Here is a 12,803-nt window from a genome sequence, read left to right as displayed (position 1 = left end):
AAGCTTGGATAGCAGACTTTTTTCAGAGGGAAACGGCGTATAGGCTTTATTCCGAACAGGCAACTGGGGGACGAGCCGTATATAGAAGCTTGCGGTTAAGTCGCAAGCCTCCGGACGACAAGAGTTGAAGAGCTTCTTGACGGGATAAGGATAAGGATGGAGAACATCGGCTTTAAGCGCCTTCAGTGGGCTGGCGGGCAGGTTTCTTCCAGCAGAAAGGGGACTTGCCTCGCAAACTCGGTTTCAAGCGTAGCCATGCGGTGTTCCATTGCCGACAATTTCCGCTCAAGGGCAGCAAAGCTTAGGGAAATTCCGGCATATCGCTTATGCAGGTCCGTCAGCTCTTTCGTTATCGCTTTCAATTGGTTTTCCATGCGTCGAAAGCACCCCTCTCTTGTTTTTTTCGTTCTTCATATGATTCGGGCGGCGCAGAGCTGTTTAGGTCCGTCGGCAGGGGGGAGGAAAATAGGGTGAATAAGCCGTGCTTTCATCCTATCGCCGCAAAAAAACATACTCGCTCGGCGTGAAATCTGCTACAATCGGGTATAGATTTACGCAGCCAGAAGGGAGCCCGGGATACCCGATGACCTATTTACGCCATTCAAAATGGCTACGTTTTGTTGTTTCTTTAATCACGCTTACGCTGCTGCTGTCGGCGTATCGGATGATTACCGTCGAAGGCGAGGCTCGTACGCCCAAATTCGTCTTGATGCGGCTGGAGGACATTGGTCCCGGCGGACAATATGCTTCGCTTGAGGAGCTTGGCAAGCTGAGAACCGTGCTGGAATATTTGCGCGACCAGAAGGTGGCGTATCATATCGCGGTTATTCCCCGCTGGATCAATCTGCCCCCGGACGGATCACGGTACGACGTACCCCTTGACCAGGAGGGCAATCCGTACGCGGCAGCTTTCCGCAAGGTGCTCCAGCAGGCTTCGGACAGCGGCGCGGTCATTGGCATGCACGGCTATACGCACCAAGTCGGCGGCGTGCGCCGGGATGACGGACACCACGAATCGGGGATCGGCAACGAGTTCCAAGTGGCGGATGTGGAAGAAACGATGAAGGCATCGTACGCGGAACCGCGTGTAAAAGCTGGGCTTGCCATATTCGAGCGTGCGGGCTTGAAGCCTCAGTTCTGGGAGGGGCCGCATTACCGGACCACTGCAGAACAGGATCGGGTGTTCCGCTCTTACTTCGGCCTGAACTATCAGGCGGAGGTACAGTCTCACGGCAATGCCGAAGGCGTCTTTTATTGGAATCAGCGCAATACCGGCTACGGCAGTCCGACGCTTGGCGCAGCTTACGTTCCGACACCTTACGATTACATTCCTTCCAATAAGGACGAGAAAATGATTTTAGACCGGGTCGGTCAAACGAATCACGTGGCTTCCTTTTTTTATCATCCCTTTCTTGAGTTTAAATACCTGACCCCCGTTCTGGACTCGGGAGGCGAAAAGGTCGTGCGGGACGGTCTTCCGGAATTCCGATACCCCGAGCAGAATAAGAGCGTGCTGCAAAAGCTCATTGCCGGCCTCCGGGCGAAAGGGTACGCCTTCCACTCCATCCACGACTATGTTCCGTTCACGCCTGCTCAGAGCGTCAAGCTGCTGCCGGGGGGAAAGCAGAACGTTTTTCTCGGGGATGTCGACGGCGACGGACAAGCCGACACGGTACAGTGGAATTCGGCGAATGGCGAGATCAGCGTGATTCCCGGCCGGCACAAGGGACTGCGCAATGAGGAGCAGCCGGCGCCGGTGCGATGGGGGCAGGCGGAATATGCGAACGGGGCTGCAGCTGCCGTCAGCGGCAAAGATGCAGAAGGACCGGGCAGCTTCTGGACCGCGAATCCGAGTGGGCGGTTGGACCGCTATGTATCGGACGGACGGCAGTTCCAGCTGGCGCAGAGCTGGAAAATTGAAGCCAAAGCTTGGAGCTCCTTATACACGCTCCCGTTATCGAACGGCGAAGTGGTTGTGGCCGGACTAACGAAAGATAAGCTTCAACTATACGGCTGGCGAATCCGGGGGAAGGAACTGAAGCCGATTAAACCGTATAAGCTCCGAAGCGAAATGAAACAGGAGCTTCAGGTTCGCATGGAGGGCGGCCCCGCGCTGTTTGCCTCTAAAGACAGCGCCTCGGGCGGCATTCAGCTTCAGCCGGATTTCGTCGACATGAAGTGGAAGCTGACCCGTGTGGACCTGGATCTCCCGAATGAAGACGGCTTGATCCGGCTCGGGGACTTCAACGGAGACGGCCGGGAAGACGCGCTCCGCTGGGACCCGAAGACGATGAGCTGTACCGTCTATTTAAGGGATGAAGACCAGGGGTGGAAGCTGCTTTCCACCTTCGGACCTTGGGGAACGCCGGGAAGCGGCGTTAATCTGACGATCCGGGACGTCGACGGCAATGGAAAGGCCGATTTGGTATTGATCGACCGCACCAGCGGCACCTTGGATTTCGCCCTATCCTACCAAAGCAAGTAAGCAAGCTATGGAAATGTACTACAGAGCGTGAGCTATCATATTGCATATGTTATTCATTGAGCTGTTACCCGGCCCGGCGGATTACGCCGGGCTGTTTTATATTTAGGAAAGAAAGCGGCAGGAATCTGCCTTGAAACAGGAAGAAAAGACTATAGTATTTTCTCCCTTGTTCAGTTCGGCAAATTCAGGCACAATGGGAAGAGATAGGTTAATATTAAGGCGCAGTCGGCACCGCACGCCTGAGACCGGAGTCTGGAAAAAGCAGGATTTAACGCCATGAGGGGCGAATACACAATGGATCGAACTGATCCGTTTAAAAAAACATCATGTCAACTGAAATACCGACGAAATGGGCTGAAAGAATCGCAAGCGGCATCCGCCGGTATCTCGAAGCCGGAGGAGCGTGAGCTAGCACATGCCGCTGGAACGAATATCGAGGCGGATTGCCGCATTCTTAACTATTGTCGTTTTTTTGATCGTTGGTCTGATTGCGGGAGAACGGTTGTTCTTCACCTACGGCAATTCGCCGACCGCGGTTCGGGGCGAATTGGATCTGCGGGAATGGGATTGGGACCGGAAAGGGCATCTTCCGCTGAACGGCGAATGGGAATTTTATTGGAACGAATTCAGGCACCCCGATGACTTGGCGGCGGAACGCTTCGGAGCGCCCGGCTACGCCAGTCTTCCGGGTTCCTGGAACGGCACGACGAAGGACGGAAAGATGCTTACGGGCGAAGGGTACGCCACATACCGCCTCAAGATTTCGTTGTCCGATCATGAGCGGGTGCTCGCCCTAAGGCTTCCCCCGATCTATACGTCTTATAAGCTCTGGGTGAACGGAAAGGAAATCGCGTCCGCCGGAACCGCAAGCAAGTCCGAGCCGGAATCGAAGCCTCATTTTTCAACCCAGCTGGCCGTCGCTCACACCCATACGAACGAACTGGTGCTGGTTCTTCAAGTATCGAACTATTCGCACGAGAAGGGCGGTATCCGGCAGCCGATCGAGTTCGGCCTGTTCGAGTCGGTGGCGAGGGCGAAGCAGCTGTCTGTTGGTTTCGATACGTTGCTGATCGGCTGCTTGCTGATCATGGGGCTTTATCATCTCGGCCTGTTCGTCGTACGGACCAAAGAGCTGGCCATGCTTTATTTCGGATTATTTTGCCTTGTATTCTGCCTGCGCATGGCGTTGATCGGGGAAATGGTTGTTACCCAGGCGTTTCCCCGTTTCGATTGGACGCTGGCGCTGATTCTGGAATATGTGACGGCGGATGTAAGCATGCCGCTGTTCGTCTTGTTTTTCGCCAGCATGTATCCGAGGGAAAGCTCGCGGAAAATAACGGCGTATTTCTGCGCGGTAACATTGGCGTACGCCGTTGCCATTCCGCTGCTGCCAACCATGCTGATTACGAAATGGCTGATCGTCCTGCAGCTGATTGTGGGAGCGGGTGTCTGTTATATTTTATGCATCATCGTGCTCGCCTTTTTGCGCAAAAGGGAGGGCGGAGGGCTGTTGCTGCTCGCCAGCTTGATCTTTGCGGCTACACTCGTCAATGATATGCTGTACGCTCACGAACTGATACAGACGACGGACAAGATGTCCGCTTTTGGTTTGTTGATCTTTATTTTCTCCCAGTCGGTGCTGCTGTCGGTCAAGCTGTCGCGGGGGTATGGGAGCGAGGAGAAGCTTTCGGCCGCTTTGACGCAACTGAACAGCGGCTTACATGACAAGATCAAGGAACGGACGGCTGATCTGGAGCAGGCGAATCTGGAGCTGCAGCGGAAAAACGACGAGCTGTCGCGGATGGAGAAGTCCCGGAGCCGGCTGCTCAGCAACATATCGCACGATTTGGGCACGCCGCTGACGACGATCCAGTGCTATCTGGAGGCCGTGCTGGACGGCATCGTGGATACGGAGGAGCAGAAGGAACGCTATTTGCGGCTTATTCACAGCAAAGTCATCAGCATGGACAGATTGATCGAGGACCTGTTCCAGCTTTCCCAGCTTGAAGCGAGACAGGTGACCTTCAAAAAACAGCTCATGCGCACCGACCGCCTGATCGAGCTGCTGTTCAGCCGCTACGAGCTGGATACGCGCAATGCAGGAATTCATTATTCGCTGACGTTCCGGACCGGGGGAGACGATCAGACGCGTGAATTTTCCGCGGTGGATGTCGATCTGGAGCGGCTGCATCAGGTGTTCAGTAATTTGATCTTCAATGCGATCAAGTTCACGCCGGAAGGCGGCTCCATTCAGGTAGAAATGGTCGACGACGGAGAACAACTGCTGTGCCAGGTCAGTGATACGGGGGGCGGCATTAACGAACAGGATTTGCCTTACGTGTTCGACCGGTTCTATACCAGCAACCGGTCGCGCAATTCGGCTGCGGGCGGCAAAGGACTCGGGCTTTCTATATCCAGAGAAATCATCGAGTACCATGAGGGGCGCATCTGGGTCGAACGCACCGAACCGGGGCGAGGAACCATGTTCTGTTTCACGATCCCCGTCGCCATCCTCCCAAAAAAAGCTTGACCGGCGGCAGTCCAATTGTTTATTCTCTTCTTAGGACCAGGGTACTACTTCGATGCGGTGGTGAAACGGATGACGGAGCAAACAGTGTTGGTTGTGGAAGATGATCCCGAGATTCGGGAAGTGATCCGTCTTTACTTGGAAAAAAACAATTACCGTGTCCTGCTCGCAACCAGCGGCGAAGAAGCGCTTCAGATCGCGGAGGCGGAGCGGCCGGATCTGGCGATACTGGACGTGCTTCTGCCGGGACGAAACGGCTTTGAAGTATGCCGGGAGCTTCGGGCGGTTTCTCCCGTGCCGATCTTATTTTTGAGCTGCAAAAAAGACGAAGCGGACAAAATCGCTGGCTTGAATCTGGGCGGCGACGATTATATTACGAAGCCTTTTAGCCCGAACGAGCTGATGGCCCGGGTACGCGCCCATTTGCGCAGGCCGCATTTGGCTGCGGCGGAGCAGGCTGGAGGACAGCCCGACAAGCTGGTCGTCGGCCATTTGCGGATCGACCGGTTAAGCCGTGTGGTGAGAGTGAACGGGCAAGAAGTAACGTTATCCCGCAAGGAATTCGATCTGCTCAGCTTTCTCGCTTCGCGTCCGGAGCAGACCTTCAGCCATGAGCAGCTGTTCCGCGAAATTTGGGGACAGGAAAGCTTCAACGATACGAGAACGATTATCGTACATGTCAGCAACCTTCGCAAGAAAATCGAGCCGGACCCGTCGAGTCCGAAATATATTATCAACGTCCATGGCGTAGGCTATAAATTCATCGCCGGCGGCGAGAGCCATGCACTGAAACTGTAAACCGGAACCTTGAGCCCTTCAAGGTGCGGTTTATTTTTTTGCCCGTGTCGTCCGATCGCTGCCCAACCCCGCAAAGTGAAGTTGAATCAGGAGGCTTAATTCAAGTACTTTGCGGGGACCTCAGGTCTGCAGCAAATATTTATTGAAAGCCGCTTAACAACGGGATGTACGCTTGTCAGTTATAACGAACGATGGAGCAGGATTATTTCAGCTCCTTGATGATTTCCAAGTGCTGGTCGTTCGCTCTTTTCAACTCGTTGTTGTAATTTTCTCTTCGGAAGTCGAGTTGATCTCTTAGCGCCTCGATCCGCTGCTGGGCCGCGCCTTTCGTATGGATTTGCGTGATCAGCGTCTGAACATTCGTCAGCTGCTTATTCAGCTCGGCCTTGGCCGCCTCCACCGCCTTGGAATTGTCGCTTGCGAGCGAATTCAGCCTATTCGAAATGTCCGTCTGCTTCGTCTCGGCTTGCTTCAACGCTTTGTTATAGTCCGCCTGGCTGGTGTAGGTTCCGGGGTTATCCTTGCGGATTTGGGCGATTTGGTCATCCAGCTGCTTTCTATTCTGATTGTAATTCTCCCGGATCGAATTCACGAGCTTCTGATGACGGTCGTTCTCAAGCTTGACTCTGTTCGGCTGCGCCCAAGAATTCGTATTTGGCAACGTCGTGCTCTTGTTGCCCATATCGACTTTGCGGATCAGGGTGTCGTTGGAAAATTCGCTGACGGACAGCAAGGCGCCTTTTATGTCGTAATGAGAGATGATTCCGTTCATCATGTTGTTCTTAAAATCGCCGATCAGCTTCTCGCCCTTGGTCGTCTTATAGGTTCCTTTGCCTTCGCGCCGGCCGTCGAAGAAATCGCCCTCGTACACATCGCCGTTTTTGTAGACGAGCTTGCCGGCTCCGCTCGGCTTGTCGTTATCGAAAGGTCCGATATATTTGTCGCCGTTGTCGTAGTACAGCGTTCCTTTTTCCCGTCCGCCGACCGAGAAGGTACCGTCGAATAGCAGTGAGCCTGTGGAAGAGTACTGCTTGCCGGAGCCGGTGCGAACCCCGTTTTTCAGATTCCCGTCAAATTCCAGCTGACCGTTCTCATAGTAGCTCTTGCTGCGACCGTCTCCGGGAAGCCCATTCGTCATCATGCCATCGAACAGCAGCTTGCCGCCCAGGTTGTACAGCTTGCCCCGTCCTTCGGGATACCCGTTCACCATCTGCCCGGTATACCTGTCCCCGTTCGGATAGGTATAATCTCCTCTTTCGGACTTGTTGGCATCCGTATCGCCACGTTTAGTCCCGTAGTCGCCGCCGCCTGGGGTTCCGCCGGAATTTCCGGGCCCCGTCGAATTCGCCGGACTTATGATATGTACCGACATGGTGTTGCCGTCCCATGTTACTTCCTTACCGCTCGCTTCGCTGACGAACCGCAGCGGTACGAACGTATTGCCCTCGATCAGCCGGGGCGCAAGCTCAAGCTCGTTCAGCCGGTCGTTGATGTAAGCGTCCGTATCCTCGATGACCAGCTTAATGGAAAGATCGTTCTTCGTGCCCGTCACAGTTCGCGTAGCCTCGTCCCAGCCGATCTTGAGCCCTATGTTTTCAAAAATCGGCCGGAATTGAACCAGCGTTGTTCCATTTTCCAGAATGGGCTGAACTTCGAATTGGATGGGCTTGCCGTCCAAATACACGCGCACCTGCGGATCGGCTGCGCCTGCGAAGCCCGGTGCCGCAAGCGCCGTCCACAGCAAACAGGCTGGCAGCATGGCGTACCATTTGTTCATACCGAATTTCCCTCCTATGCATCCTAGTCTTTTTCATTTTACAATATTGTACAGGATGTGTCGAAAAAAATTCGCAGCTGCTGGAGGTAAAGAAAAATAAATCGTGCTAGAAAACGCTGACAAACTGTAGTAGAATAAATCCAAGTATTACCTGATTCTTGAGGAAAAAGGCATACCTGTCTGAAAAGCAGGGACGCAAAGCCATGGGTCTGCCCTTCCCGAACGGGAAGAACGATCGCCAGGTTGCCTATTGTTGTGACATTCAGCCACTTCAACGCCAACCCTTTGAAGCCGCGCGCGACGCTGCGGTTTTTTTAATGCGCTCGGGACCGGCACAGATAAACAGGAGGGGGTCCGTTTTATGAGCAAGTGTCCGTTTCACACCATGGCCCGTTGGTTTGGGAAAAGCGGCGGTGCTGCGCCGGAGGGACATGTTTCGTTAATCCAGCAGGATAAGCTGAACGCGGTTGAGGTCACCTGTCAGGTGAACGATGCGGAGCTGGAAGCTCAGCTCAAGATGATCGCCTTGTCGGAGGAGGATTTGCGGATACTGGCTATTTTTAAGCCGATGATCGAGGAGCGGATCGACGAGATTGTCGATTCGTTTTACAAAGCCGTGCTGCAAGTGGACAAGCTGGACCGGATTATACGGGACAATACGACCGTCGAACGGCTGACCCGGACGATGAAGATGCATTTGACCGAGCTGCTTGAAGGCAAAATGGACCGGGCGTTTATAGAAAAGCGAACGAAAATCGCCCTGATTCACGAGCGGATCGGATTGGAGCCAAAGTGGTATTTAAGCGCTTTCCAAAATCTGCAGAACGGATTTATCGACGCTGTCGTCAGTCAAGTTCAGCACAAAGACGACGTGATGGCAATGAACCGGGTATTGACCAAACTGTTCAATTTCGAGCAGCAGCTCGTGCTGGAAGCGTACGAAAAAGAAAATTTGCGCCAGCGGGAGCTGCAGCATGAAAAATACCGCAACGATCTGCGCATGTTAAGCGAGGAGCTCGCTGCGCTGACACAAGAAAATAACGCGGCGGTCGATACGTTAATCGAGACGAGCAGTGACGTAAAAGGAGCCTTTGCTTCGATGGCGGAGCAGTCGAGATCGAGCCAGATGATGGCTGCCACAGGGCAGGAGCAGATTCAGGCGCTGGAAGCGAAAATCGTCGTCATTCACGAGCGCGCCGATCATATGCAGCAGTCCACCGTGCAATTGAACGAGCTGACGTCGCAGATCAAGGATATCGTCACGATCGTACAAGACATTGCGGCGCAGACCAATTTGCTTTCTCTGAATGCGGCCATTGAGGCGGCCCGGGCTGGCGAACACGGAAGAGGATTCTCGATTGTCGCCGACGAGGTGCGCAAATTGTCCGACGATACGAAGAAGACGCTGACGCGCATTGCGGATATCGTTACCGAATCGGATAAGAGCAACGAACGGGTCGTACGATCCATTCACGAGGTGCGTCAAGTCGTGGAAGCGAGCCGTACGGAAGCGCTGGAAGCGCGGAGGGTGTTCAGCGAAATCGTACACTCGATGCAGATGAACATTGATCGCACGGAAGAGGTCGGCAGCGAGATGGATCGGCTGGTACATACGATCGGAGACATAGGCAGTGCGGTAAGCCGGGTGGCATCAACCGCGGAGACGCTGCGGGACAAAGCGTAAATAAAAAAAGGCTGGTGTATAACGAGCGAAGAAGGCGATAATGTGTGTAGACAAAAAGAAAGGGATGAGCTGACGAATGAACATAACTATTATTGGAAGCCGGATGGCGCACAGCAAAGAGAACGGCTACGTGGGTCATGTCGAGTTTCAATATGAAGGACATGAAGCGCCGTATGAAATTACGCTGCACAGCAAAAATGCGAAGGATTGGAGCTACAGCCTGATTTTCTCCAAAGAATCGGGATCGGAAGAAGACATTTTTGCGGTAGAAGAAAGGCTGGATGAAGACGACGATTTCTATGACTTGCTTGTGAACGCGGCGCTGCAAAGCTTGCCCCGTCAAGAAGGATAGCCGTTGGAAATTTGTTCAATAATTCGCCCTTTTATTCTACGCAAATCCTATTGACGAAATGTTTACAAATGGGTATGATGGGACTGTAATCGAATACAAATTGGCGTGTTACCGATAGAAGGGCATGAGCCAAAAAAAGACTAAGATCAAAGTCTTTTTTTGGCTCTTTTTTGTTTGCCGTCGCTCGGGACGTAAGGAAAGGTGGTGGGTTAGGCTATGCAAGCGAATCGTCTGCTTCGAATCGAGCGGGTCATCAGCAATAATGTGCTTATGGTGTTGGATTCGGATTCCGGGAAGGAGTACGTGCTGCTGGGCAAGGGCATCGGATTTTCCTCCAAAGGAAGCGGGACGATCGAGGCCAAAGACCCCCGTATTGAAAAACGATTTCGACTGGACGATCGCGATCAGATGAGCGAGTATCATACGCTGCTGGAAGGAATCGACCCCGAGGTGATCCGAATCTCCGAGCGGATCATCGACAGCATTAACGGGCAATTTTCCGAGCCGCTGAACAACAAGGTGTACTTTGCGCTGCCAAGTCATATTCAGTTCGCGGTATACCGGCTCAGGAACGGAATGGACATCATCAATCCGTTCCTGCAGGAAACGCTGCTGTGGTTTCCCAAGGAGTACGAAATCGCGCGAAGCGCGGCGGCGATGATCAGCGAGGCGTTCGACATCGAAGTTCCGGAGGACGAAATCGGTTTTTTGACCTTTCACGTTCACTCGGCGGTATCCAGCGTTCCGGTCGGAGAGCTGGTGAAGTTTTCGAACCTGGTCAACGAAGCGGTCGCGCTGGTTGAAAGCGAGCTGGGTGCCCCCATTCCGCGGGACAGCATGGATTATGTGCGGCTCATCACGCATTTGCGGCATGCGATCGAACGGATTGCCCACAGCAAAGTCGTTCGCAATCCGTTTATGAACGAATTCAAAACCGAATACCCCGAGGAATACCGGTTGGCCTCCAAGCTTGGCTCTTTGATCGGGCAGCGGCTGGAGACGGACGTTCCCGAAGATGAGATCGGTTATATGGTCATGCATTTGTACCGGCTGTTTCAAACGTATTTGGGAGAGCGGTCAACATCATAAGGGAGGAAGAACAGATGTTCTCAAAATGGCTAACAAACAAGACGAAGACGAATCGGCTGGAAATCGCATCTCCAATAACGGGCAAGGCGGTAGAACTCGAACAAGTTCCCGACGAAGCGTTCGCAGGCAAGCATATGGGCGAAGGGGTTGCCATCGAGCCAACGGAAGGCAAGCTGATCGCTCCGTTCGACGGCACGGTCGCGCATCGGATCGATACGAATCACGCGTTGATTTTGGAGCACGAGTCGGGCGTCCAGCTCTTGGTTCATATTGGGATCAATACGGTAGCGCTGCGCGGCGAAGGGTTTACGTCCCACGTATCAACGGGCGACAAGGTGACGGTCGGTCAAACGCTGATCGAATTCGATATCGAGCGCATCAAGGAAGCGGGCTATCCGCTGATTACCCCGGTCATCATCGCCAACGGCGAAGAAAGCGTATCGGCTGTGGAATACCGGTTGGGGCCGGTCCGTGCGGGAGACGCGGGACTGCTGAGCGCGGTTTTAAAAAAATAACATAATACTTTTCGAAAGGGTTGAGTGATTATGCTCGCTTCTTTGCAGAAAGTTGGTAAAGCCCTGATGCTTCCCGTCGCCGTCCTTCCGGCGGCCGCCATCCTGATGCGGTTCGGGAAAATTGATTATGTCAAAGACTTTAAAATGGGGGAAAGCGTCGGCGGGTTTCTGAACCAGTACATCGCGCCGTTTCTGGACGCCGGCGGCTCCACCATATTCGATAACCTGCCGCTGATTTTCGCGATCGGCGTTGCGATCGGTTTCGTCGGAGACGCGGTTGCGTCGTTGGCTGCTGTAATCGCTTACTTGGTGTTGACCAATGTATTGACCAAAATTCCCGCGGCTTTTCCGGCGCTTGTCGATAAAGACGTAAAGCTGAATATGGGGGTGCTCGGCGGCATTCTCGCAGGGGCGCTAGCCTCTTACTTTTACAAAAAATACCATAATATCAAACTGCCCGATTGGTTAGGCTTTTTCAGCGGCAAGCGGTTCGTGCCGATCGTTACCTCGCTTGCGATGGTGCTGGTCGGGATCGTTTTTGGGATTATCTGGGGTCCGATTCAGCATGCGCTGGACGAACTCGGCCGCTTCATCGTAGGCTTGGGCGGCTTCGGGGCCGCAGGGTTCCAGATCGGCAACCGGCTGCTCCTGCCATTCGGCCTGCATCACGTGCTGAACGCGATCGCCTGGTTCCAGATCGGCGACTTTACGGACGCGGCCGGCCAAGTGATTCACGGGGACTTGTCCCGCTTCTTCAAAGGTGACAAGTCGGCCGGGATGTTCATGACGGGATTCTTCCCGATGATGATGTTCGCGCTCCCGGCGGCCGCGCTCGCGATGGTGCATACGGCGAAGCCGGAAAAGCGCAAAGTCGTGGGGTCCATGTTGTTCGGAACGGGATTCGCGGCGTTCCTGACCGGAATTACGGAGCCGTTGGAATTTGCCTTCATGTTTCTCGCTCCCGCATTGTATGCCGTACACGCTGTACTGTCCGGGGCAGCCGGTTATATCACATATGTACTTGGCGTGAAGCACGGCTTCGGATTCTCCGCGGGCTTCATCGACTATGTGCTTAACTATCCGCTGGCAACGAAGCCGCTCTTGATCATCCCGATCGGTCTTGCGTTTGCGGTCGTGTACTACTTCATGTTCCGCATCCTGATCGTGAAGCTGAATCTGAAGACGCCTGGCCGGGAGGACGATGAAGTCGTCGAGGCTGCCGATGGAGAAACGGCTCCGGCTGCAAAAACGGTTCCTGCGGGCAAAATGCCGGCCGATCAAAAGGCGGGCCAAGTGTTGGCTTCCATCGGCGGCGCCGACAACATCGTCGGACTGGACGCCTGCATTACCCGGCTGCGGCTGGTCGTGAAGGACGAAGCGGCGGTTGACGACAAAGCGTTGAAGGGTCTGGGCGCCTCCGGCGTGATGCGGCTCGGTCAAGGCGCGGTGCAGGTTATTTTCGGACCGCAATCCGAGCAGTTGAAAGACGAAATGAAGAAGCTCATGTAGATTTGCCTGCGGGCAACCATTTAGATAGATAAATATAAACTAAACGATACGGAACAAGGAGTGCAGA

General features: G+C 54.0%; 10 protein-coding genes and 1 riboswitch. Of the genes, 8 read left to right on the top strand and 2 right to left on the bottom strand.

Features of this window, described 5'->3' with window-relative positions:
• Positions 1–182 precede the first annotated feature (182 nt).
• Positions 183–374 carry a hypothetical protein gene (locus tag BLO51_RS23795; protein ID WP_090675815.1) on the bottom strand — a complete coding sequence of 64 codons (192 nt, stop codon included), beginning with the start codon at positions 372–374 and terminating at the stop codon, positions 183–185.
• A 209-nt stretch (positions 375–583) separates the two neighbouring features.
• Between BLO51_RS23795 and BLO51_RS23790 the strand changes: the two genes are divergently transcribed.
• The 3 genes from BLO51_RS23790 (at position 584) to BLO51_RS23780 (ending at position 5,810) form a co-directional block, all read left to right on the top strand.
• Positions 584–2,485: a DUF2334 domain-containing protein gene (locus BLO51_RS23790; RefSeq protein WP_090675813.1), complete on the top strand. Its 1,902-nt coding sequence runs from the start codon at positions 584–586 to the stop codon at positions 2,483–2,485.
• A 415-nt stretch (positions 2,486–2,900) separates the two neighbouring features.
• Positions 2,901–5,015: a sensor histidine kinase gene (locus tag BLO51_RS23785; protein WP_090675812.1), complete on the top strand. Its 2,115-nt coding sequence runs from the start codon at positions 2,901–2,903 to the stop codon at positions 5,013–5,015.
• Positions 5,016–5,084: 69 nt separating this feature from the next.
• Entirely contained in the window at positions 5,085–5,810 is a 726-nt protein-coding gene (locus tag BLO51_RS23780) for a response regulator transcription factor (RefSeq protein ID WP_090675810.1), read from the top strand.
• 202 nt (positions 5,811–6,012) lie between these two features.
• On the opposite strand, the gene BLO51_RS23775 is transcribed toward BLO51_RS23780, so the two are convergent.
• Complete coding sequence (locus BLO51_RS23775) at positions 6,013–7,587, bottom strand: copper amine oxidase N-terminal domain-containing protein (protein WP_090675809.1); 1,575 nt, start codon at positions 7,585–7,587, stop codon at positions 6,013–6,015.
• Between the two features lie 159 nt (positions 7,588–7,746).
• Positions 7,747–7,838: riboswitch (cyclic di-GMP riboswitch) on the top strand.
• Positions 7,839–7,948: 110 nt separating this feature from the next.
• Between BLO51_RS23775 and BLO51_RS23770 the strand changes: the two genes are divergently transcribed.
• The 5 genes from BLO51_RS23770 to BLO51_RS23750 all read left to right on the top strand — a co-directional run bounded on the left by BLO51_RS23770 (position 7,949) and on the right by BLO51_RS23750 (position 12,736).
• Positions 7,949–9,271 (top strand): globin-coupled sensor protein, encoded by a 1,323-nt coding sequence (locus tag BLO51_RS23770; RefSeq protein WP_090675807.1) that lies wholly within the window; start codon positions 7,949–7,951, stop codon positions 9,269–9,271.
• A gap of 76 nt (positions 9,272–9,347) precedes the next feature.
• Positions 9,348–9,623, top strand: coding sequence for a hypothetical protein (locus tag BLO51_RS23765; RefSeq protein ID WP_090675805.1), 276 nt, complete (start codon positions 9,348–9,350; stop codon positions 9,621–9,623).
• A 216-nt stretch (positions 9,624–9,839) separates the two neighbouring features.
• Positions 9,840–10,712 carry a BglG family transcription antiterminator gene (locus tag BLO51_RS23760; protein WP_090675804.1) on the top strand — a complete coding sequence of 291 codons (873 nt, stop codon included), beginning with the start codon at positions 9,840–9,842 and terminating at the stop codon, positions 10,710–10,712.
• 14 nt (positions 10,713–10,726) lie between these two features.
• Positions 10,727–11,227 carry a PTS sugar transporter subunit IIA gene (locus tag BLO51_RS23755; RefSeq protein ID WP_090675802.1) on the top strand — a complete coding sequence of 167 codons (501 nt, stop codon included), beginning with the start codon at positions 10,727–10,729 and terminating at the stop codon, positions 11,225–11,227.
• Positions 11,228–11,257: 30 nt separating this feature from the next.
• Positions 11,258–12,736 carry a PTS transporter subunit EIIC gene (locus tag BLO51_RS23750; protein WP_090675800.1) on the top strand — a complete coding sequence of 493 codons (1,479 nt, stop codon included), beginning with the start codon at positions 11,258–11,260 and terminating at the stop codon, positions 12,734–12,736.
• Positions 12,737–12,803 lie beyond the last annotated feature (67 nt).

Source organism: Paenibacillus tianmuensis (assembly GCF_900100345.1).
GTDB classification, from domain to species: domain Bacteria; phylum Bacillota; class Bacilli; order Paenibacillales; family NBRC-103111; genus Paenibacillus_G; species Paenibacillus_G tianmuensis.
Note: the sequence above shows the minus strand (reverse complement) of the source record. Positions and strands in the feature narration are given on the sequence as shown.